Annotated in this window: 21 protein-coding genes; 13 read left to right on the top strand and 8 right to left on the bottom strand. The window is 65.3% G+C overall.

Annotated elements, in window-relative coordinates; genetic code table 11:
* The first annotated feature begins 107 nt into the window (after positions 1-107).
* The 10 genes from ubiB to CAP40_RS07975 all read left to right on the top strand — a co-directional run bounded on the left by ubiB (position 108) and on the right by CAP40_RS07975 (position 9,234).
* On the top strand, positions 108-1,643 hold the full coding sequence (gene ubiB / locus CAP40_RS08020; protein WP_086128861.1) for a 2-polyprenylphenol 6-hydroxylase: 1,536 nt from the start codon (positions 108-110) through the stop codon (positions 1,641-1,643).
* Positions 1,640-2,755, top strand: a complete 1,116-nt coding sequence (locus CAP40_RS08015) for a hypothetical protein (RefSeq protein WP_086128860.1) — start codon at positions 1,640-1,642, stop codon at positions 2,753-2,755. Before ubiB ends, CAP40_RS08015 begins: the two co-directional genes overlap by 4 nt.
* A complete protein-coding gene (locus tag CAP40_RS08010; RefSeq protein ID WP_086128859.1) occupies positions 2,752-3,222 on the top strand; it encodes a hypothetical protein in 471 nt (156 codons plus the stop codon). Before CAP40_RS08015 ends, CAP40_RS08010 begins: the two co-directional genes overlap by 4 nt.
* Positions 3,219-4,400, top strand: a complete 1,182-nt coding sequence (gene coaBC, locus CAP40_RS08005; RefSeq protein ID WP_086128858.1) for a bifunctional phosphopantothenoylcysteine decarboxylase/phosphopantothenate--cysteine ligase CoaBC — start codon at positions 3,219-3,221, stop codon at positions 4,398-4,400. The genes CAP40_RS08010 and coaBC overlap by 4 nt, the downstream gene beginning before the upstream one ends.
* Complete coding sequence (locus CAP40_RS08000) at positions 4,390-5,202, top strand: alpha/beta hydrolase (RefSeq protein WP_256924076.1); 813 nt, start codon at positions 4,390-4,392, stop codon at positions 5,200-5,202. The genes coaBC and CAP40_RS08000 overlap by 11 nt, the downstream gene beginning before the upstream one ends.
* The gene (gene dut / locus CAP40_RS07995; protein ID WP_086128857.1) at positions 5,202-5,648 is read left to right on the top strand and encodes a dUTP diphosphatase; all 447 of its coding nucleotides are present in this window, start codon (positions 5,202-5,204) and stop codon (positions 5,646-5,648) included. The genes CAP40_RS08000 and dut overlap by 1 nt, the downstream gene beginning before the upstream one ends.
* A complete protein-coding gene (locus tag CAP40_RS07990) occupies positions 5,645-6,010 on the top strand; it encodes a hypothetical protein (RefSeq protein ID WP_086128856.1) in 366 nt (121 codons plus the stop codon). Before dut ends, CAP40_RS07990 begins: the two co-directional genes overlap by 4 nt.
* Positions 6,007-6,762 carry a molybdopterin-synthase adenylyltransferase MoeB gene (locus tag CAP40_RS07985; RefSeq protein WP_086128855.1) on the top strand — a complete coding sequence of 252 codons (756 nt, stop codon included), beginning with the start codon at positions 6,007-6,009 and terminating at the stop codon, positions 6,760-6,762. The genes CAP40_RS07990 and CAP40_RS07985 overlap by 4 nt, the downstream gene beginning before the upstream one ends.
* Positions 6,763-6,830: 68 nt before the next feature.
* A complete protein-coding gene (locus tag CAP40_RS07980; protein ID WP_086128854.1) occupies positions 6,831-7,829 on the top strand; it encodes an NAD-dependent epimerase/dehydratase family protein in 999 nt (332 codons plus the stop codon).
* Positions 7,830-7,887: 58 nt separating this feature from the next.
* The gene (locus CAP40_RS07975; protein WP_086128853.1) at positions 7,888-9,234 is read left to right on the top strand and encodes a nucleotide sugar dehydrogenase; all 1,347 of its coding nucleotides are present in this window, start codon (positions 7,888-7,890) and stop codon (positions 9,232-9,234) included.
* 111 nt (positions 9,235-9,345) lie between these two features.
* Here CAP40_RS07975 and galU read toward each other — a convergent pair whose 3' ends face one another.
* The 3 genes from galU to CAP40_RS20745 all read right to left on the bottom strand — a co-directional run bounded on the left by galU (position 9,346) and on the right by CAP40_RS20745 (position 11,490).
* Positions 9,346-10,218 carry a UTP--glucose-1-phosphate uridylyltransferase GalU gene (gene galU / locus CAP40_RS07970; protein WP_086128852.1) on the bottom strand — a complete coding sequence of 291 codons (873 nt, stop codon included), beginning with the start codon at positions 10,216-10,218 and terminating at the stop codon, positions 9,346-9,348.
* An 80-nt stretch (positions 10,219-10,298) separates the two neighbouring features.
* On the bottom strand, positions 10,299-11,351 hold the full coding sequence (locus CAP40_RS07965) for a M48 family metallopeptidase (RefSeq protein ID WP_086128851.1): 1,053 nt from the start codon (positions 11,349-11,351) through the stop codon (positions 10,299-10,301).
* A 10-nt stretch (positions 11,352-11,361) separates the two neighbouring features.
* Positions 11,362-11,490, bottom strand: a complete 129-nt coding sequence (locus CAP40_RS20745) for a hypothetical protein (protein WP_256924075.1) — start codon at positions 11,488-11,490, stop codon at positions 11,362-11,364.
* Positions 11,491-11,774: 284 nt separating this feature from the next.
* Here CAP40_RS20745 and CAP40_RS07960 point away from each other — a divergent pair, with 284 nt between their 5' ends.
* Together CAP40_RS07960 and CAP40_RS07955 are read left to right on the top strand one after the other, a co-directional pair.
* A complete protein-coding gene (locus CAP40_RS07960; protein WP_144034282.1) occupies positions 11,775-12,008 on the top strand; it encodes a hypothetical protein in 234 nt (77 codons plus the stop codon).
* 134 nt (positions 12,009-12,142) lie between these two features.
* Positions 12,143-12,889, top strand: coding sequence for a metallophosphoesterase family protein (locus CAP40_RS07955; protein ID WP_086128849.1), 747 nt, complete (start codon positions 12,143-12,145; stop codon positions 12,887-12,889).
* A gap of 14 nt (positions 12,890-12,903) precedes the next feature.
* On the opposite strand, the gene CAP40_RS07950 is transcribed toward CAP40_RS07955, so the two are convergent.
* A complete protein-coding gene (locus tag CAP40_RS07950) occupies positions 12,904-14,313 on the bottom strand; it encodes a sorbosone dehydrogenase family protein (protein ID WP_144034281.1) in 1,410 nt (469 codons plus the stop codon).
* On the opposite strand from CAP40_RS07950, the gene CAP40_RS07945 reads away from it, so the two are divergent.
* Positions 14,297-15,961 carry a hypothetical protein gene (locus tag CAP40_RS07945; RefSeq protein ID WP_144034280.1) on the top strand — a complete coding sequence of 555 codons (1,665 nt, stop codon included), beginning with the start codon at positions 14,297-14,299 and terminating at the stop codon, positions 15,959-15,961. The genes CAP40_RS07950 and CAP40_RS07945 overlap by 17 nt on opposite strands.
* On the opposite strand, the gene CAP40_RS07940 is transcribed toward CAP40_RS07945, so the two are convergent.
* The 4 genes from CAP40_RS07940 to CAP40_RS07925 all read right to left on the bottom strand — a co-directional run bounded on the left by CAP40_RS07940 (position 15,918) and on the right by CAP40_RS07925 (position 21,678).
* On the bottom strand, positions 15,918-17,213 hold the full coding sequence (locus CAP40_RS07940; RefSeq protein ID WP_086129364.1) for a glycosyltransferase family 4 protein: 1,296 nt from the start codon (positions 17,211-17,213) through the stop codon (positions 15,918-15,920). The two genes, CAP40_RS07945 and CAP40_RS07940, sit on opposite strands and share 44 nt — an antisense overlap.
* The gene (locus CAP40_RS07935) at positions 17,213-18,853 is read right to left on the bottom strand and encodes a heparinase II/III family protein (RefSeq protein WP_086128846.1); all 1,641 of its coding nucleotides are present in this window, start codon (positions 18,851-18,853) and stop codon (positions 17,213-17,215) included. The genes CAP40_RS07940 and CAP40_RS07935 overlap by 1 nt, the downstream gene beginning before the upstream one ends.
* A 27-nt stretch (positions 18,854-18,880) precedes the next feature.
* A complete protein-coding gene (locus CAP40_RS07930) occupies positions 18,881-20,167 on the bottom strand; it encodes a sugar transferase (RefSeq protein WP_218822121.1) in 1,287 nt (428 codons plus the stop codon).
* Between the two features lie 158 nt (positions 20,168-20,325).
* Entirely contained in the window at positions 20,326-21,678 is a 1,353-nt protein-coding gene (locus tag CAP40_RS07925; protein WP_086128845.1) for a lipopolysaccharide biosynthesis protein, read from the bottom strand.
* Between the last annotated feature and the right edge of the window lie 270 nt (positions 21,679-21,948).

The following is a 21,948-nucleotide window of genomic DNA, read 5'->3' as shown; positions in this document are numbered from 1 at the left end:
CTGCTCCCCTTCCGCTTGCGGGAGGGGTCGGGGGAGGGGCTGAGAAGAAGCCCGGCCCTTTGTGACATCCCCTCCCCTAACCCCTCCCGCAAGCGGAAGGGGAACTGGTGACCGCACCCGCCGTCCATCTCTGGCGCCTGCTCAAATGGGGGCGCATCCTTGCGCGTCATGGCGCGCTGCGCGGGATCGAGCGCGATCCCAACACGCCCAGGCCGGTCCGCCGGATCGCCCGGATCGCCCGCTTCGGCGCGCGTGTGCCCCAGGTGCCGCGCTATGCCGATGCCTTCCAGGCGATCGGCCCGGCGGCGATCAAGCTCGGCCAGACGCTCGCCACCCGCCCCGACCTGGTCGGCGACGAAGCCGCCCACGACCTGCTCCGCCTGCAGGACGCGCTGCCGCCCTTGCCCTTCCCGGTGATCCGCCAGCGGATCGAGAGCAGCTTCGGCCGTCCGCTCGAGACCTTCTTCGCCGCATTCGACGAGACGCCGATCGGGGCCGCCTCGATCGCGCAGGTCCACCGCGCGATCACCGCCGATGGCCGCCAGGTCGCGGTGAAGGTGCTGCGCCCGGGGATCGAGGCCGAGTTCGCCAGGGCGATCGACACCTATGAATGGGCCGCCGCCCAGGTCGAGAGCATGGGCGGCGAGGCATCGCGCCTGCGCCCCCGCCTCGTCATCGAGACCTTCAAGCGCTGGACCGCGCGCGAACTCGACCTGCGCCGCGAGGCCGCCTCCGCCTCGGAACTGGCCGAGGGCATGCAGGCCGAGCCCGATTTCATGGTCCCGCAGATCGACTGGCAGCGCACCACCGGCAAGGTGCTGACGCTCGAATGGATCGACGGCATCAAGCTCTCGCATCGCGACCGGATCGTCGCCGCGGGGCATGACCCGAGCCTGCTTGCCGGCCGGCTGATCCGCGCCTTCCTGCGCCAGGCGATCGCCGAGGGCTTCTTCCATGCCGACATGCATCAGGGGAACCTCTTCGCGCTCCCCGACGGCCGCATCGCCGCGATCGACTTCGGCATCATGGGCCGGATCGACCGGCGCGCCCGGGTCTGGCTGGCCGAGATCCTCTACGGACTGATCACCGGCAACTACAAGCGCGTCGCCGAGATCCATTTCGAGGCGGGCTATGTGCCCCCGCACCACAATGTCGCCGAGTTCGCCACGGCGCTGCGCGCGGTCGGCGAGCCGATGCGCGGGCTGCCGGTCAAGGACATGTCGATGGGCGCGATGCTCGACGGCCTGTTCTCGATCACCCGCGACTTCGACATGCAGACCCAGCCGCACCTCCTTCTCCTGCAGAAGACGATGGTGATGGTCGAGGGCGTGGCGCGGACGCTCGATCCCGACATCAACCTGTGGGACGTCTCGGCGCCGTTCGTGCGCGAATGGATCCGCACCGAGCTGGGTCCGGAGGCCAAGATCGCCGACCGGCTGGTCGAGGATATCCGCACCCTCGCCCGCCTGCCCGACCTGATCCGCAACATCGAGCGGCGCTTCCCGGCGCCCGGCGGCGCGCCGCCCGCGCCGCCGCTCCGGGAGATCGAGCGCATCCGCGTGGTCGGCGGCTGGCGCTATGCCGCGGTGGCCGTGCTCTCCGGTGCCGTGGGCGCGGCGATCATGATGTACCTGCTCTCGTGAAGCTGCCCGCGATCCGCTGGCTGGCCGAGCCGACGCGCTTCGCCGCGTTCGGCCGTTCCCGCGCCCGGATCGCGCTGGGCGCGCTCGGCCTGTTCCTGTTGCTCTCGCTGACCGCCCTGGTCACCGTCGGCCCGCCGCCGGTGAGCGGCGACCCCGCGAAGCGCGCCGACGACCAGAGCGACGTGGTTCTCTATGAGAGCATCGTCGCGGGTGTGCGCCATGGCGGCGGCTATTACGAAGTCGCCGCCGACGCGCTTCGCGCCGGCAACTATCCGCTGCGTCCCTTCGTCACGTTCCGCCTGCCCGGCCTGGCGATGGTCCAGGCGCATCTTCCCCGCCTGGCGACGATGGGCCTGCTCTATCTGCTCGTCGCATCGGTCTTCGCCGTCTGGGGCATGAAGCTGCGCGGCGCGATGACGCGCTGGCCGCCCGTGGCGATCGGCCTCGCCCTGCTCGCCGCTGGGCTGATGGCGTTCGTTCAGCCCGACCTCTGGGCGTTCCACGAGATCTGGGCGGGGCTGTTCGTCGCCCTTTCGCTCGGCATCTATCGGCCCGGCCGCTGGATCGAGGCAGTGGCGATCGCGCTGCTCGCCATGCTGATCCGCGAGACCGCCGCGCTGTTCGCGCTGGTCATGCTCGCCGCCGCCTGGTTCGAAGGCCGGAAGCGCGAGGCGATCGGCTGGGGCGTGGCGATCGCCTGCCTCGCCGCCGCGCTCGGCTTCCATGCCTGGGCGGTCGGCCAGGTCACCACCGCCGCCGATCCCGCCTCGCCCGGCTGGGCGGGGCTGCACGGCTATGGCTTCTTCGCCAAGTCGGTGGTGCTGTCCACCGCGCTCCGGCTCCTGCCGATGGCGCTGGCCGCGCCGCTCTTCACGCTGGCGCTGTTCGGCTGGATCGGCTGGAAGGACCCGGTTGCGGCACGCGTCGCCGGCACGCTCGCCGCCTTCGGCCTGGCGATCGCCCTGTTCGCGCGGCCGGACACTTTCTATTGGGCCCTCATGGTCGCCCCGCTCGCGCTGATCGGACTCGCCTTCGCGCCCGACGGCCTGCGGGACCTGTTCCGCCAGGCGCTCGACAGGCGTAGGATCACCGTGACAAAGGTGACGCGATGAACCGCGACGCTCCTGGCACGCGCAAACAGGGAAGCTGGCTGGTGGCCTGGCTCGGCGGCTCGCTGGTGGCGCTGGGCCTGACCCTGGCGGCGTTGCTGGCCTGGATGAGCGCGCGATCCAATTCCCAGCCGGCAGGTGGCGTCGGTGGCGATACCCCCCTGACAACGCTCTACGCGACACCCTATCTCGCGGTCGCCATGGGAGTCACCCTCTTCCTCCTCATCACCCTGGCCATGCTGGCCGAGCGCCGCGCATCCAGGCCACTCCTGTTCTGGCTCATGCTTGGCCTCGCAGCCACCACCCCGTTCGCGTTCGTCGTCTGGGCCTTGCAGCATCTGGGCGACTGTTTCGAGGATTGCCGCCAATCCAGTGAGCTTTGGACAATCCCGCCGGTGCTGGCCGCCTATGCCTTCGGAATGTCCGGTGCCGCGGCCGCTTTTCGCCTCCGTCATGGGAGTTGGCGATGACCAAGAAGATCCTCCTCATCGTCGGCGGCGGCATCGCGGCCTACAAGGCGTGCGAGCTGATCCGCCTGTGCCGCAAGGCCGGGATCGCAGTGAAGTGCGTGCTCACTGCCGGCGGCCAGCATTTCGTCACGCCGATGACGCTCGCGGCCCTGAGCGAGAACCAGGTCTATACGACGCTATGGGACCTCAAGGACGAGGCCGAGATGGGCCATATCCAGCTGAGCCGCGAGGCGGACCTGGTCGTGGTCGCGCCCGCCACCGCCGATCTGATGGCGAAGATGGCGGCCGGCATCGCCGACGATCTCGCCACCACCTTGCTGCTCGCCACCGACAAGCCGGTGCTCGCGGCCCCGGCAATGAACGTGCGGATGTGGCAGCACGCCGCCACGCGCCGCAACGTCGCCACCCTGCGCGCCGACGGCGTGACGGTGCTCGAGCCCGATGAGGGCCCGATGGCCTGCGGCGAATACGGCCCCGGCCGCCTGCCCGAGCCCGCGGCGATCCTGGCCGCGATCCAGCGCCATTTGGGCGGCGGCACCGGCGCCGTGCTCGCCGGCAAGCACATCCTCGTTACCGCCGGCCCCACCCATGAGCCGATCGATCCGGTGCGCTACATCGCCAATCGCTCCTCGGGGAAGCAGGGCTATGCCATTGCCGGGGCGCTCGCCGCCCTGGGCGCGCGCGTCACGCTCGTCTCGGGGCCGGTCGCCCTCGCCACGCCGCCGGGCGTCTCCCGCATCGACGTCGAGACCGCGCAGGACATGGCCAATGCCGTCGCCCAGGCGCTGCCCGCCGATGCCGCGGTGATGGTCGCGGCGGTGGGCGACTGGCGCACCGATGCAGCCGGCCAGAAGATCAAGAAGGAAGGCGGCACCCCGCCCAGCCTCCAGCTCTCCGAAAACCCCGACATCCTCGCCATGCTCGCCGCCAGCCCGCGCCGGCCGGCCCTGGTCGTGGGTTTCGCCGCGGAAACGGAGCGTGTCGTCGAACATGCCACCGCGAAACGCGCTCGCAAGGGCGCGGACTGGATTGTCGCCAACGATGTTTCGGGCGATGTGATGGGCGGTGAAGCCAATGCCATCCATCTCGTCACCGCCGACGGTGTCGAACATTGGGAAAGACTGCCCAAGGACGAAGTCGCCCGCCGGCTCGCGCAGCGTATCGCCGATGCGCTCTAGCCTCGCGCTGCTGCTCTGCGCCGGCCTTGTCGCCTGCGGCATGCCGGCCACGCGCCCGGATGCGCCGGCCGGCCCGCCGGGCACGGGCCTCTATACCCAGAGCTTCGGCAACACCCCGGCACGCCAGGTGCGCACGCTGATCGTGGTCCTGCACGGCGACGCCCCCGCCACCAAGCCGGACTATCACTATGCCTTCGCCCGCGCCGCCGCCGATGCCGTGCCGAACAGCATCGCGGTCGCCCTGCTCCGCCCCGGCTATGAGGATCCGCAGGGCCATCGCTCCCCGGGCGAGCGCGGCCAGACCACCGGCGACAACTACACGCCCGATCGCATCGCCGCCGTGGCCGAGACGATCCGCCATCTCCAGCACCGCTATGGCCAGGCCCGCACCGTGCTGGTCGGCCATTCCGGCGGCGCGGCGATCGCCGCCGACCTCGCCGCCACCTGGCCGAACCTGGTCGACGGCATCGTCCTCGTCTCCTGCCCCTGCGCCCTGCCCGAATGGCGCAAGCACATGAAGACGGTGGCGCCCACGCCGCTCTGGGATGCGCCGGTCGACAGCCTCGATCCGGTCAAGCTCGTCGGCGGCATGCCGCCCAGCCTGCGCGCCGCGGTGCTGGTGGGCGGCGACGACAAGACCACGCCGCTCCGCTTCTCGCGCCTCTATGCCGAAGCGCTGTCGCTGCGCGGGATCGCCACCGATTTCCGCATCGTCCCCGGCAAGGACCATGAGCTGCTTGGCGATCCCGAAGTGATTTCCGCGCTCCAGCGCCTCGCCGCCGCTCTTCCAGGAAAGTCTTGATGCTCGCTCCGATCCGTATCGCTCTCCAACGCCTGCCGCACGGAGCCGGCCTGCCGCTCCCCACCTATGCCACGGCGGGTGCGGCCGGGATGGACGTGGTCGCGGCCGAGGCGGTGGTGCTGGCTCCCGGCGCGCGCCATGCGGTGGCGACCGGCTTCGCCATGGCGATCCCGCCGGGCTATGAAGTCCAGGTCCGGCCGCGCTCCGGCCTCGCGCTCAAGCACGGCATCACCTGCCTGAACACGCCCGGCACGATCGACAGCGACTATCGCGGCGAGGTTAAGGTGATCCTCGCCAATCTCGGTGACGCGCCGTTCACCGTCGCGCGTGGAGACCGTATCGCACAGCTCGTGCCCGCACCGGTTCAGCATGCGGCGCTCGAGGAGGTGGGGACGCTCGACGAAACGGCGCGCGGCATCGGGGGCTTCGGATCGACGGGCACGTGATCGGATCGGTTATTCTGGCAGCGGCGCTCCAGGCGGCGCCGATCGATTGGGACGCGCTGCCGCCCCTGCCCTGGCGCACGCCTCCGGTCCTCACGCCGGACATGCAGGGCTTCGTCCAGCGCGAAGTGAAGCTGCGCAAATGCACCACGCCCAAGCCAGGCACGCTCGAAGTCTCGATCGCAGTGCTGGTCGACGAGAATGGCGCGATCCGCACCACCGTGCCGCGCGCGATCGCCTGCCCCTCGGTCGAGCAATATGCCGCGGCCCTCGCGGCGGGCTTCGCCCGGGGCAACCTGCTCCCGCGCCCCGGCGCGAGCGAGCAATGGTACAGCACGACCCTCACCTTCACCCTGCCGCAATGAACCTCTCCGACGCGGAGCTGGAACGCTATGCCCGCCACATCGTGCTGCGCGAGATCGGCGGCGGCGGACAGGTACGCCTGAAGGCTGCGCGCGTGCTGGTGATCGGCGCGGGCGGGATCGGCTCGCCGGCGATCGAATATCTGGCGGCCGCCGGCATCGGCACGCTCGGCACGATCGACGACGATCAGGTCTCGCTCTCCAACCTCCAGCGCCAGACGCTCTACGCCACCACGGACGTGGACCGCCCCAAGGTGGAGGCCGCGCGCGCCCGGGTCGCCGCGCTGAACCCGGAAGTGGCTTTCACCGGCTTCCGGCAGCGGATCGACGCGCGCAATGCCGACGCGCTGATCGCCGAGTTCCAGCCGGACGTCGTCCTCGACGGCTGCGACAATTTCGCCACCCGCCTCGCCGTTGCCGATGCCTGTCTTCGCCATCGCCTCCCGCTCGTCTCCGCCGCGGTGTCGGAATTCGAGGGGCAGCTCGGCGTGTTCCGCGGCTGGGAAGCGGACAAGCCCTGCTATCGCTGCTTCGTCGGCCAGGATCCCGAGCGGCCGGGCATCAGCTGTGCCGAACAGGGCGTGCTCGGCGCGCTGACCGGGGTGATGGGCAGCCTTGCCGCGCTGGAGACGATCCGCGCCATCGCTCCCTTCGGCGAGGATCCTGCCGGCAAGCTGCTGCTGGTCGACGCGCTCGCCTTCCGCTTCCGGACGCTGGCCTTGCCCAAGGACCCCGGTTGCCCGGCCTGCGGGTGACGATCCCGGGGGGAAGCCGGCAAGAGAGAAACTGGACTTCCCGGCGCCCTTGAGGCACCTGCCGCCCCATGACCCGCGTCCTCGTCACCGGCTCGGCCGGCTTCATCGGCTTTCACACGGCCAGCAAGCTGCTCCAGCGCGGTGCGACCGTGCTCGGCGTCGACAATTTCAGCGACTATTATGATCCCGCGCTCAAGGAAGCGCGCAACGACATCCTGTCGAACCACCCGAATTTCCGCGTCGCCCGGGTCTCGATCGACGACATGGCGGCGTTCGGCAGCGTCTGGGCCGAGTTCCAGCCGGACGTGGTGATCCACCTCGCGGCGCAGGCCGGCGTGCGTTATTCGATCGACGCGCCCGAAAGCTATGTCGCGGCCAATCTGATCGGCACGTTCAACGTGCTCGAGCTGGCCCGCCGCCATGCCACGAAGCATCTGCTCGCCGCCTCCACCAGCTCGGTCTACGGCGCGAACACAGACATGCCGTTCACCGAGACGCAGCGTACCGCCACGCCGCTCAGCTTCTACGCCGCCACCAAGGGCGCGACCGAGCTGATGGGACACAGCTACGCGCATCTCTACAAGACGCCGATGACCTTCTTCCGCTTCTTCACGGTCTATGGCCCATGGGGGCGGCCGGACATGGCGCTGTTCAAGTTCACCCGGGGCATCCTCGCCGGCGAGCCCATCGACATCTACAATAACGGCCAGATGGTCCGCGACTTCACCTATGTCGACGACCTGGCCGAAGCGATCGTCAAGCTCACCGAAGCCATTCCCGGCACCGTGCCGGTCGAGGGCGACAGCCTGTCCCCCGTCGCGCCCTTCCGCACCGTCAACATCGGCGCGGGCCGGCAGACCCAGCTGATGGACTATATCGGCGAGATCGAGCGCGCGCTGGGCAAGGAAGCCATCAGGAACTTCATGCCGATGCAGCAGGGCGACGTTCCGGCGACCGAAGCCAGCTCGGCCCTGCTCAAGGCCCTTACCGGCTATGCGCCCGCCACGCCGCCGAGCACGGGCGTTCCCGCCTTCATCGATTGGTATCTGGCGCATTATCGAAACTGAAACCCCTGTTCCGGCATGAAGGCGCGAAAGCGTACTTCCACCGTTATGGGGTTTCCCGATGAGCATCGAATGGCCCGCGCACGGGCTCAAGCTTCAGGCGCGGATCGAAGGCGGCACGGCGATCATCGGCGTGATCGGCATGGGCTATGTCGGCCTGCCCCTCGCCGTGGCATTCGGTGAAGCCGGTTGCCCCGTCCTCGCCTTCGACGTCGACCAGGCCAAGATCGACGCGCTCGAAGCCGGCAAGAGCTATATCAAGCATATCGACGCCGCCCGCATCGCGCCGCTGGCGAGGAACGGGAAGCTCAAGGCCACCGCCGATCTCGGCCGGCTGGACGAGGCGGACGTGGTGCTGATCTGCGTTCCCACCCCGCTCACCCGCCATCTCGAGCCCGACCTGAAATATGTCGAGAGCACCACCCGGGCGATCGCGAAGACGCTGCGCCGCGGCCAGCTCGTCATCCTCGAATCCACAACCTATCCGGGCACCACCGCCGAAGTGATGCAGCCGATCCTGGAAGAGGGCGGCCTCGTCGCCGGCAAGGATTTCTTCCTCGCCTATTCCCCCGAGCGCGAGGACCCCGGCAATCCCACCTATTCGACCACCAAGATCCCGAAGGTGGTCGGCGCCGACGACGGCGTCTCCGCCACCCTCGCGCTTTCGGTCTATCGCCACATCGTCCCCCAGGCGATCCAGGTCTCGTCCGCCGCGACGGCGGAAGCGGTGAAAATCACCGAGAACGTGTTCCGCGCCGTCAACATCGCGCTGGTCAACGAGCTCAAGCTCATCTTCACCGCGATGGACATCGACGTGTGGGAAGTGATCGACGCGGCGAAATCCAAGCCGTTCGGCTTCATGCCCTTCTATCCCGGCCCGGGCCTGGGCGGGCACTGCATCCCGATCGACCCCTTCTACCTCACCTGGAAGGCGCGCGAGTACAACCAGCATACCAAGTTCATCGAGCTCGCCGGACAGATCAACGCGGACATGCCGCAGCACGTCGTCCGCGTCCTCGCCGACACGATGGATGCGCGGTTCGGCCGGGGCCTGCGCGGCGCGCGCATCCTGGTATTGGGCGTAGCCTACAAGAAGAATGTCGAGGATATCCGGGAGAGCCCGTCGCTCCGCCTGATGGAGATGATCGAGGCGCGTGGCGCCATCGCCGATTTCCACGATCCGCACGTCGCCCAGATCGACAACACTCGCGAGCATCCGACGCTCAACTTCCGCCACGGGGTGGCGTGGGACGAGGCGGAGATCGCGAACTATGACGCGGTGCTGATCGCCACCGATCACGACGCGGTCGACTATGCCGGCCTGGCCGGGGCCGCGAAGCTGATCGTCGACACGCGCAACGCCTGCGGCAAGGCAGGTATCGTCTCGGACAAGGTGGTCCGGGCATGATTGCCCGCTAGCAAGGCGGGATCTCACCCGGCGTCGTCGCGCCGCGGCCTCGTGTCACTATACCCTGCCGGGTCGAAACTTCGCGTCTTTCCGTGGCACGCGACCTTCGGCTCAGCCGGGGCAGCGGCTGGCCATGAATTCGCGGATCGCCGGGGCGATGTCGTCCCGCTCCAGCGCCACGGCGATATTCGCCTGGATGAAGCCGGCCTTGTCGCCGCAATCATAGCGCGTCCCGTCGAAGGTGACGCCGTGGAAGCGCTGGCCACCGATCATCTGGGCCATTGCGTCGGTCAGCTGGATCTCGCCGCCGGCGCCCTTGCCCTGCTTCTCGAGCACCCGCATCACTTCGGGCTGCAGGATGTAACGGCCGATCACCGAGAGATTCGACGGCGCCGTGCCCGGTGCCGGCTTCTCGACCAGGCCCTTCACTTCGGTCAGCGCCCCCTTCTGCGTGCCGGGCGTGATGATGCCGTAACGGTGAGTCTGGTCGTCGGGCACGATCTCGGCGCAGATCAGGTTGCCGCCCACCTGATTATATGCATCGACCATCTGCTTCAGGCAGCCCGGATTGCCGAGCATGAAGTCGTCGGCGAGCAGCACCGCAAAGGGTTCGTCGCCCACGATGTCGCGCGCACACCAGACGGCGTGGCCCAGTCCCATCGGCTCCTGCTGGCGCACATAGGCGACGGCGCCGGGCTTCAACCGGGTCGCGTCGAGAATCTCGAGCGACTTGCCGCGCGCGGACATCGTCGTCTCCAGCTCATAGGCGATATCGAAATGGTCCTCGATCGCGCTCTTGCCGCGGCCGGTGACGAAGATCATCTGCTCGATGCCGGCTTCCAGCGCCTCGTCGACCGCATATTGGATCAGCGGGCGATCGACCACCGGCAGCATCTCCTTGGGCATCGCCTTGGTGGCGGGCAGGAAACGCGTCCCCAGGCCGCCGACGGGAAACACGGCCTTGCGCAACGGCTTGATGGTCATTCGAGAAACGCCTCTCTGGGTCAATCGGGCGCCCATAACGGTGGGTAAGCCGTTTCGCAATTACGTCCGAATCGATCTCATCAACGGCTGCGGATCAAGATGGATTGCCAGTCGCCGTCCAGCGGCTTGCCGCGCTCCGCCAAGCTCGCCGGAATGATCGGGCGCGCGGAAATCGCCTCCACCTTGAGAGCCTCCGCCGCCAAGGTGGCGATCCGATCGCGCCAGGCCGGGTGAGACCGGCTGCGCAAGACGCCGCCCGCCTTGCTCGGCCCGAAGCGTTGCCAGAAGGAAATTGGAGCGCGAACCGGATAGCCCGCATTGGCGAGCAGGTACACCGAAAGCAAATCGGCCTGCACCTCGGTCTGGCGGAAATACTTCACGTTGCCGCCAAAGCCGGCCAACAGACCATAGGCTACGCCCCGCGCCTCCAACCGCTCGCGGTGGTGCAGGATGTTGTGCGCGAACTCGTGCGCGATCACTGCGGCAAGTTGATCCTCCGGATAGTCGTCGAGAAGGCCGGATCCGACTTGTACCATCGATCCGTCGGCCGAAGCGCCAAAACCGCCATCGAGCTCCAGTTCGAAGCGGGACTTGCAAGCCGGCACCGGTCGGAAGCTGAGATGGACGGGCGCGCCGGCCCGAATCACCTCGACCGCAACGGGCGCGCCGATGGGGAGCGCGGCGATCGCCAGTTGGATGGCGACCAGTCGATCCGTCGTACCCGGCCGCCCCGCAAGCTTGGCGATCTCGATCGGGCCGATCCGCACGAGCGCATCATCGATCCGCAGGCCTGCCTGCGCCGCCGGGCCGTCTGCGACGACTCCTTCCACCGCAACGGGCGTCGAGAAACCAAAGTGCTTCCGCGCCGATTCGCGTTTGGCGGCATCGAACTGATCCAGCGTATGGAGTTGCATGCCGGTGCCGGCCTCGAGACGGTCGCAAAGCGGAGCATTCGAAACCGCGAGCTTCCATCCCATATTGGCCACCCGCAGGTCGGCCGCGCGTACCGCCTCGAAGAGCGGGCCGTCGTCCGCGCGAGCGGGCGCTTCCCAAAGAACAAATGGAGCGCAATAGCCGGCGGCCAACAGGCCAAGATAGGCGCAGCGCACGCGACCGAGGAACGGGAACTTCATGCCTACTCTCCTACGGCTCCGCGGCGGCAATGCCAAACCCCAGGATCTCCACTGAACCGTTTTCTCCAAGCACCGAAAGGAGCGGAATTTTTTGCAACGCACCCATGTCAAATAACGCGTAAAGCAACAAAAACGTCACACGAAATCCCTTCTAACCGCTGCGAAACAAGACCATTCGACAAAGACGCTTCATTAACCCCTTGGCGATATTGGTGCGGCGCGTTAAGGACGGGTCCGCAACCGCTTGGTGCGGGTCGCCCGGGTGCAAATTGAGGAGTCCGGAGACAACCGGACCGGTGTTGCTAATGGATCACGTCGAGAACTTTCTCGCCGGGGCCAGGTTTGAGGTGTTGCGACTGGATGGGTCCTGTGCCATAGGGCTTTCCGACGAGAGCACCAGAGCTCGAAAGAGGGAGAAAAAGAGTGTTCACTAAGCTTCTTACGGCTGCCGCTATCGCGTCGATGGCGACTGCCCCTGTTCTGGCCGCTCCGACGAGCGCGTCTAAGCTGTCTCTGTCGGGCGTTCGCGCCGCGACTGTCAGCAAGAAGAAGAGCGATCTGGCCCCGGCGGTCCTGATCGGCGTTCTCGCGACTGTCGCGATCATCGGTGGCGCGGTCATCCTGGCCGACAGCGACGACAAGCCCGATAGCCCGTAGTCTCTTCGAGTTTACGAGTTTACGAGTGGCGGCCTAACGGCCGCCACTTTTTTATGCCCGCTCCACACGGCATTTGAAGCAGTTGCCGGTCATCCGCGATTGCAATCCCTGCAGACGCCACGCACATCCAGCCGATGTTTCGCAAGCTCTTCAAGCCACCAGGCACCCCAGCCGGCACCATTCCCTCCGGGCAGCGCATCTATGCCGTGGGGGACATCCACGGCCGCCTCGATTTGCTCGACGCGCTCCTGACCCGGATCGACATCGATAGCCAGGCGCGCCCCGCAGCCGAAGAACAGGTCATTTTCCTTGGCGACCTGATCGACCGCGGCCCGCAATCCGCGCAGGTGGTCGAGAGGTTGATCGAGGTATCGAAGCGCCGGCCGGTCCGCTTCCTGCTCGGCAACCATGAAGAAGTCTTTCTGCTGGCGGTAGCAGGCGATGCCGAAGCCCTTCGTTTCTTCACGCGGATAGGCGGCAAGGAAACGATCCTCAGCTATGGGATCACGCCCGAGGAATATGACGCCCTCGACTATGACGAACTCATGGAGGCGCTCCAGGCGGCCGTGCCACAGGAGCATATTGCCTTCCTCAATTCCTTCGAGGACATGATCTGCGTCGGCGACTATGCCTTTGTCCACGCTGGCATTCGCCCCGAGGTTCCGCTCGACTCCCAGAAGGTCAAGGATCTGCGCTGGATTCGGCGCGACTTCCTCGATCACACCGCTCGCCTTGAGCGCGTTGTGGTCTATGGGCATACGATCAGCGAGGATGTGGATTGGGGCCCCAACCGCATCGGCATCGATACCGGCGCCTATGCATCGAACCGACTTACCGCGCTCGGCCTCCAGGAAGGCGAGCGCTGGCTGCTCCAGACCTGATCGATGCCCTCGCCTCAGCCGGGCATGACGACGAAAAGTTCGCCGTCATAATCGACGATATAGAGGTTCCCTCTCTGATCTTCCCCGAAGCTTGAGATATGGTCGATGCTGCCGGCGTCAGGCCGGAACGATGCCGTCAGTCGCAGCCCCGCACTGACGCCGTCGTTCCTGATTCCAAAGATCCTGCCGCTCGAATAGTCCCCCGCTATATAGATACCCTGCAGAGATTCGGCCGGCCCGCGATAAACGTAGCCGCCGACGATGGCGTTGGCATTATAGTCACCGTTGCCATGATTCCAAGTAAACCGGCTATAGCCTGCTCCGCGCAGATAGGAGATGTCGCTCACATGCACAACATCTCCTTCGAGGAGCGGCCAGTCGAACTGCTCATCCTGGTGATAGTTGTTTCCGACATAGGTATTCTTGATTTGCACTAGATCGACTTCTTCCTGCGCGCCCTGACCGATATCGCCTACCCAGAAATTGCGCGGAAAGGCGCGGTCGAAACTCGCCCGATAGGGGTTCCGAAAACCGCGCAGGATCGAGATGGAATCCCGGTTGGTCGCCGGCAAGCCGTAATTCCTGTCGACATCGTCGGGGAAATCATCCCTGGCGGGGTCGATTCGCAGCACCTTCCCCAAAAGGGCCGAGGCTTGCGCGTTGCACCTTGTGGCAACGGCGAGAGTGGTGACTCCGGTTCCGCAATCGTCGGCATCTCCGGTTGCAATATAGAGAAGCCCGTCATTGGGACTGAAGCCAAGCCAGCCGCCATAGTTGATATTGGATACCGCGTGGGGGATGCGCAGGACCAGCTTGACGGTGGCGGGATCCAGCTGGGAACGGTCCGCCGCAGGCGTAGCGTAGCGACGAATCTCGATGTCCCCGGCAGTATTCGACAGGAAGACATAGGCGACACCGCTCGTCGCGAAGTCCGGAGCCAATGCCAGGCCCAGCAAGCCGCGCTGACCGTCCGTCGAGACCTGCCCCGAGACATCGAGGAACGGCGTCTCCGCGATCACGCCGGAATCGGGGTCGACGACGCGGATCCGCCCCGCCTTCTGCACCACGAGCATCCGCCCCGAACCGTCCGTCATGCCCGTCGCATAAACGGGCTGCGTAAAGCCGCTGGCGACCCGGCGAACATGGTAAGAGCCGGTAGCAACGTCGGTCACGGTTACCGCCAGGATGAGCCCCTCCCCCAGCCCGGCGGGGTCATTGATCGTCAGCTCGACGATATATTTGTTATCCTTGTCCTTATCGGCGGGAACTTCGAAATCGACCGGATTCCTGAACGAGAGCTGCCCCGATGGCGTAATCTGGAAGAAGGCCGCATCGTCGCCGCCGGTGACCCGGAAGCTGACCGGATCGCCCTCCGGATCGATGCCAGTTGCCGTATAGAATATTGCGGTGCTGTTCTCGGGCACCGTCGCGACTTTCGCGGAAGTGAAATACGGCTTGGTATTCACCACTGGCGTGGGGGCAGGCGTGGGCGCCGGCCCTGGAGCCCCCGCTCCTCCGCTACAGGCCGAACCCGCCAGACATGCGAGCACGAGCGCACAGCGCGCCGACCTTATCCGAAGTACGCCCACCGCCCTCTCCCTCCAGACGCTTGCGCGCCGCGGACCGCACCGCGACCTCGATAGCCATACTCCAATGCGACGACAAAGCCATGGAGAGCTTTGGGTTGCGGCAGAACGCTGCTACGGCCGCCCTGAGCCCGGCACCGGATCCGATGCCGGAACGATATCGTTGTGCGACAAGGGGAACATGGTGATTTCTGCGGACACCGGGCAGGAGAACGCCCGTACGAGGACGATCCTGGCCTTCGATTGCTGGCTTCCCGGATTTACCTATGTCGCCGAACTGGCCAATGAGCCCGGGATATCCCTGGTCTTCGTGCACACGTCCTCGATGCAGACCGGAGAGCCGGCCAAGGAATATGAGTCTTTCCGGAAACAATATGATGCCCCGTCCTGGGTCCATGACTTCTCCGAGTTCGGCTATGATTTCCAAAGCATGTTCGAACGCATCAAGCCCGATGCGCTGCTCGTAACGTCATTGCACCATATCGAGGACCGGACCGCACTCTGCTACGCCACCAGCCGGAACGTCCCGACTTATTTCATCCCGCACGGCATCTTCCTGCTGCAGGACTCCCCCCAACCCGTGGAGAGCAAGAAAAAGAGTCTTGCCGGGAAATTTTCCGCATTTCTCTCCAAGCTACCTCGCGCAGGATATTACACACGCTTCTTCTGGAAGTTCCATTTCCAGATGATACGCAATGGCTCGCGCAAGAATGACCTTGGCAAGGCGCTTCGGGTCTATCGCTCGCTGATTGGGGATTATCAATCCTGGCAATGGCAGCCGAATGCCGCCGTACAACAATATTATGCGAGATCCATCGATACGCTAATTCTATACGATGCCAGTATCGCCAGTTACTTCGAGAAGAAATTCGGCGCCATCACGACCGGCGCAAGAATAGTCGAATCGGGCACGCTCGACGTTACGCGCTTGCTTCGCCAGCTGCGCAACGCGCCGCCGGCACGCCGCGCAACGGGGCACAAGGGCCAAGCCTATTTCATCTCCAGCCCCTATCCCGAGTATTTCTCCAATCCCGAGAGCCGGAAAGCCTGTGCCGAAATATTGACTCGATTGGCCGACCTGGTCCGCGAGACAGGTTTCGATGGCCTGGTCTATCGCCCGCACCCGGGCGAACCTGCGGAATTCACTGCGGAGATATGTCAGGCCTCGGGCGCACGGATCGACACGCGGCGTGATTTCACCGGGCTCGTCGAAGCCGATCTGATCATCGGGACATCGTCGTCGCTGCTCTATTCCGCAGTGCTGCTCCGCAAGCCGATCGCAATCTGGAGCACAGGACGCCTCAAGATCGACCCACCCTATTATGAGCCGCTGATCAGCTATCCCAAGATAGCGATCGATGCCGACAAGCCCCGCGACGTGGAAGCAATCGCCAAGCTGGCGACGATCGAGCCCCTGGAGGCCGAAATCGACCTTTCGGGACTCAAGGATCCAATCGCGGATCTGGCGCGGATGGTGCGGAACTAGCCTTTGCGCGACCGCGCCCGCGACCGCTTGCGGATACGACAACGAGAATGTCGAGCAGGCGGCCAGCCAGGGTCCGGCGCTCATATTGCGGAGCGGAGGCAATGCCCGCGGCCGAATATTTGCGGCACAACCCGGGGTCTTCGCGCATGGCGACGAGCCGTGCGGCAAGTTCCTCGCCGTTCTCCGGCGTGAAGGTCTCGCCCCCCCCCGAGCGGTTCAGAATGCCCGCCGCTTCGCCCCGCACGCCAAGCAGAATGGGAATTCCCATGGCAAGCGCCTCGAACATCTTCGACGGTATCACCGTCTCGAACAGTTCCGAAGCGCGCAGGTGGATGATCGAGGCATCGAGCAACGACCAATAGCGGCCGACCTGGTCCTTCGCCACCGGATCCAGGAAGATGAGATTGTCGAGGCCCCGCGCTTCGGCTTCCGCCTTGAGCGCCGCCTTACGGGCCCCGTCGCCAAGCAGCAGGATCACGATGTCGCGCCCCTTGGGGTCGCGCGCCAGGCGCCCGGCCGCGTCGAGCAGCGTCTCGAGCGCATGCGCCATGCCATGCGTGCCGATATAGCCCGCGACGAACCTGCCCTCGAGGTTCAGTTCCGTGAGGAGGGCCGCGTCCTTGGGCCGCGGCGCAAAATTGTCCAGATCGACACCATTGGTCACGACGTCGATCTTGGCGGGATCGATCCCGCGGCGCGCAAGCGTGTCGCGGAAAGAATACGTCACCGCGACAATCCGGTCCGACGCGCGATAGAGGAACATCTCGAGCCGCTCGAGCAGCCGAATCGCGATGCCGTCCTTGGCGGCACCGACGGTCTTGATCGATTCTGGCCAGATGTCCCGCAATTCGAAAACCCAGGGCCGCCGCTTGCAGAATGCCACCGTCCAAGCAGCTACCGCGGTGAAGAACTGGGGCGATGTGCCAACGATCACATCCGGCTTGCGTACGAACAGCGCACCGATCGTACCGGCGACCATATAGCTGAGATAGTCCAGGGTACGCTTCGCGAAACCGTCGTTCGCGGTGATGTAGCTCCAGACGCGGATCACGCGAATTCCCGCGATCTCCTCTTCCTGCCACAGCCGATTTCGATATCCGTTCATCAGCTTGCCGGCGGGGAAATTCGGCGCGCAGGTGACTACCGTCACCTGGTGGCCGGCCTCCACCCATTGACGGCAATGTTCGAAGGTCCGGCTCGCGGGAGCGTTCACTTCGGGAGGGAAATTGTCGGAGAGGAAAAGGATGTGCATCAGTGCCATTCGAACTCGACGCGCGAGCTCCCGTTATCGAGCGCGACCTCAAGGCAGCGCGTGGGCAGCCGCTCGCCGAAATGCGGCGAGTACCAGCCATCGGCGACCGCCGCACTGCCCCGCGCAATGCGAATCGTGGCAATCCGCCCGCCGTCCAGATCGATTTCGAAGCTGCCCGGGGCAATCGCAACCAGGTCGGTGCCGGGCGCGAGCAGGAAACGCGCCACCGCACTCCCGTGCCGTCCCGAGACATGGTCCTCCACCGTCAGCCCGGCTGGTGTGAAGGCCCAATGACGATGATGTACAGGCTTGCCCGGAAGGCGCCGATAGCCGTCATGTCCGCAACGCACTTCAAGCGGGGCGCCCGGGGTGATTTCGCGATCGACCGGATAAGCGCGCCGGGCCACGCGAAAGCCGCCCCAGACCTCCGAAGAGTCCGCGCCATCTACGACAACGGTGCTGTGCGCCGCGGTGCTGCGCTCGAAGAGGCGGACCGCGCCCGTGCCGTATTCCGATGTGCCTCCGTTGACGATGAGACGCCGATCCCCCAGCGACAGCTCGAACGACAAGGTATCGGCATGTGCGTGCCCAGGCAGATAGTCCGGCCCGACGCGCGCCAAATCGAGCAAGGCGGTAGCCGGACCGGCCGAGACGCGCACATAACCGCTGTCGGGGAACGACTGCGCCGCTTCCCCCCATGGCGGCGGCGGCGAAACCCCGAGCCGCGCTGCATAGGCCGCGATCGTGGCATAGGCCGGCGCGATTCCGATGGCGGCGTCATTGAAAAATCCGATTTCGCCGTCGGGATGCGCCATTCCTCGAAGGAACTTCAACATCGCGGGCAGCGCCTTCCGCCACGGCTCCACAGCCTCGATGGCGAGGGCGCCGTGCCAGTGCTCGGCGGCATTGATCAGGTCGAGCACATCTTCGGTGAAGATCGCGTGATACATCGGGCTAAGCTCGAAATGCCCGCCGTCGGGGAGCAGTTGCTCCGGGAACTCGCGCGCCAGGATCTCCAGCGCGGTTCGGCGCCATCCATCCGCTTCGTCGCCGGTGAAGAACAGGCCAGCGAGCAATAGCGCCTTTGCGTTGGCGAAGAGATGATTGCCTAGCAAATGCCATTCGAGGCGCCTGGAGAGCCAGCGGGCCTGCAGCGCGAGGCTATGGTCGAAACCCTCAGGCACGGCGTTGCCCGCAACCGCCCATTTGATCCAGTTCACGATCCGCAGCGAGGTCGGATAGGACTCCCAGCCCGTTCCGGCGCGCGGGGGATTCTCCGCGATCCAGCGCGCGATCCAGGCGCCATGCCAGGCCGCCGCGGCGCGATCCGGCGGAGCGATCAGATCATCGAAATAATGGAGATTGTAGCGCCGGAGCTTGTCGACGGCTTCGTCATCCCACCCTCCCCTTTCGGGAAGTCGATATTCGACGCCAAGGAGCAGGAAGCAGCGCTCGCCAAGCAGCGAGACCGGCCTTTCGACCGGTGCCTGCCATACGCCAGCAGGCACACGCCGAACCGGCGCCTGCCCCATGTCCTCGAGGTGCGGCTTGAAGCGAAAACGCAGCCTGCCCGCGATCTGGATCGGCTTCAGATAGCGCAGCGTGTTCCAATAACGGAGCACGTCACCGGTGAAACCCATTTCAGCTCCGTGAAAGAAGAACGGCCTTCACTTGGATCCAAAACCGGAAAGGACCGTATGGACCGTCCGGATTGTGATCAGCAAGTCGAGCCAAGCCGAGAAGTTCTTAATATAGTAGAAGTCGTAATAGAGCTTGGTATGCACGCTATCGAGGTCGGCGACATGGCCCTGGCTTACCTGAGCCCAGCCGGTGATTCCGGGGCGGACAATGTGCCGATAGCTGTAGAAAGGCAGTTCGCGCTCGTACCACTCGGAAAGCGGAATGGCTTCGGGACGCGGGCCGATGATGCTCATGTCCCCGAGCAGGACATTCCAGATCTGGGGCAGCTCGTCGATACGGGTACGGCGCAGGAAGCGGCCGATCTTGGTGATGCGGTGATCTTCCGATTGGGTAATCGCATCCTCGATCGCCGCCTCGACGCAAGCCACGGATGCGCGTGTGCGCATCGTACGGAATTTCAGCACTTCGAAATCATGGCCGCGATAGCCCATCCGCCGCTGGCGGAAGAGAACCGGCCCCGGTGAATCCAGCCGGATGGCAACGCTGAGTATCAGCATGGGCACCAGCAGCAGGGGGATCACGACCAGGGATACGAGTATATCGACGATGCGCTTGGTCTGCCTATACGCGCTGTTGGGAAGCAGCGACCCGAATCCGTTCTCCGACAGATGCTCGATCTCGACCTTTCCGGTCAGCGATTCACGCACCTGCTTGCTATGATAGACCGCGCGGCCCGAAATCGCCGCCGCCGCCAGCATTCGTTCCCATTCGGGCTCAAAATCATATCGCAGATCGGCCACGATCGGCGTACGGTCATCATTCTCGGGCAAAGTGGGATGCTTCAGCAGAAGCCAGTTCGCATCCTCGCTATCGACCAGCTCAAGCGCCTTGCCGAAGGGCACGACATAGAAGGACTGGCCGGCCCTTGCCCCCAGATGCATCATCATGAAGATGAACAACGTGCCGAGCAGGAACGCGGACATCAGCATAACGCTCGCATAGTCCACGCGGAGAAAGAGCAGCGCACCGATCGCGGAGCCGAAAGTTACCGAGAATGCCGGGATGATGTACGAAAAATGTCGCGTGCCGGGAAAGGAAGTTACCTTGCGGATCGCCAGCAGCGCGACGACAGCCGCGATGCATGAAGCGGCGACAGTGGCCAGCGTCTGCTCGCTGGTGATATCAGGCGTCTTCCCCGACAGATAGGAAATCGCGATCGGCAGCGCCGACCCCGTCAGCAGCAACCCCATCAGCTGCAGCACCAACGAGTTCGCGACGCTACGCGCGCGAGGCCGGATCAGGTCGCGGGTCATGAGCATTGAGGTGCCAACATGGTCAAAGCATCCGATTTTCCGGGCACTTGCGCCTGTGTATCTCTAGAGCCCCCTGGTCCGGCAGCTGCTATCGTCGAGACGGTATTATGTCCAGCCACATCGGCATTGCCTCTTCCATTTGGGAAGATCGCCATGCCTCAGGCGAGGAGCAGGCCGACGAGCTCACCCAATGCCAGCAGCGCCACCCCGGCCGCCGGCCCGTGCCAGAGCAGGCCCACCTTCCACTCGCGCCGCGCCCAGAACACGCCGCCGGCCATCTTCGCGATCATCATCAGCATGAAACCGACATAGGGGCCCAGTTCTCCGAGGGTGAGCGCCGCAGCGATCCAGAGCAGCAGACCCACGATGCTCGTACCGACGCTGATCTTCATCAGCAGCGCACCGCGCGCATGCGCGTAATAATAGTTCTGGACGTGATACCAGGGGATGTTGAGGACATAGGCTAGGAACAGGATCGCCGTCTCGCGTTCTATGCCCTGATAGTGTGCAAAACTGGCCCCGCCGATCCGCAGGGCCCAGGGCAGCAGGGCCAGAATCCCTCCCGCCGCCGCACCCAACGCCAGGCCCTGCAAAAGATAGAAGCGACGATTCTCCACTTCGACCTGTCGGGATGGAGCATCATGAATCAGGCGGAAAACCCGCGGATTCCAGGCCTGATTCAGCGAAGTCGCCACCAGGTGCATGATTGAGGAGAGCGTATAGGCAAATACGAAACGGGCAACCACGTCGGTCGAGAAGAATATCTTCACCAGATAGGTATTGCCGTAACCGGCAAACCAGTCGATCAGCGCTACCAGCAGGTAGGGCGCGAGATGCGCCGCCATGTAGCGGACATCCTCATCCCGCACGGACCGCGAGAAGCCGATCGCCGTCAGCATGGTCAGCGGAAGTGCGAGCAGGAGCCCGGCCGTCGAACCGACGAAGAAACCGACTGAACTGCCGAATATCAGATAGCCGGCCAGTCCGCCCAACAGGCCGATCAGCGGCGCGACCAGCCCCACCGACAGGGCCGCGCGATGGCGTTCGACGATCCGGGAGAGCTGGGACTGGATCGTATAGAAACCGATCAGCGCGCCGCTCGCCGCGGCGACCAGGAGCGCCCGTGTGTCGAACGCGTTCGTCCAGGAGAATCCGGCGATCGCCAGCAGGACACTCATTGTCGCGGTGCCGAGGAAGACGAGGTTCGCGCCGGCCAGCAGACGTCGTTGCCGTTCGGGGTCGCGCGCGACCTTCAGCCTTCCGATCGCCGTTTCGACGATCCCCGCCATCGCCAGTGCCGAAACGCCGCTTTGCAGCGCGTAGAGCAAGCCGAAGCGGGCATAGTCGCTGACCGACAGCTGATGGGCCAGCCAAAGGAAAAGGATGAACCCCACGCCCTTCTGCAGAACGGCGCTTCCGGCATAGGCGAATGCCAGCGCGAGCACGCTGTTCCGCATCGCGGCAAGCCGTGCCATCTGCGCATCGACGAAGGCGAGGCTTCGCTCAAGCATGTGCCGCGCTCCGGCCGAATCGCGCCTCGCCAACCCCCACTCCCCGACTGCCGGGAGCCGCCTCGTCCAGCATCTTCGCCATCGTCACCCGCTTCGTCCGCATTTGCTCGCAATATGCGCAGACGCCTCCTATTGGGAGCAGCAAATTCGGCGCATGCGCATGCAAAGCGCGACGCGCCCCGATGTCTTGGCATCGCGAAGTGTCACGCCCGCCCGGTCCGACAAAAGTGTGGACTATGCCGGAGTTTATACGCAGGGACACCCGCGCGA

It is taken from the genome of Sphingomonas sp. IBVSS2 (assembly GCF_002127225.1).
Lineage (GTDB): Bacteria > Pseudomonadota > Alphaproteobacteria > Sphingomonadales > Sphingomonadaceae > Sphingomonas.
This window is presented reverse-complemented; position numbering and strand designations above follow the sequence as displayed.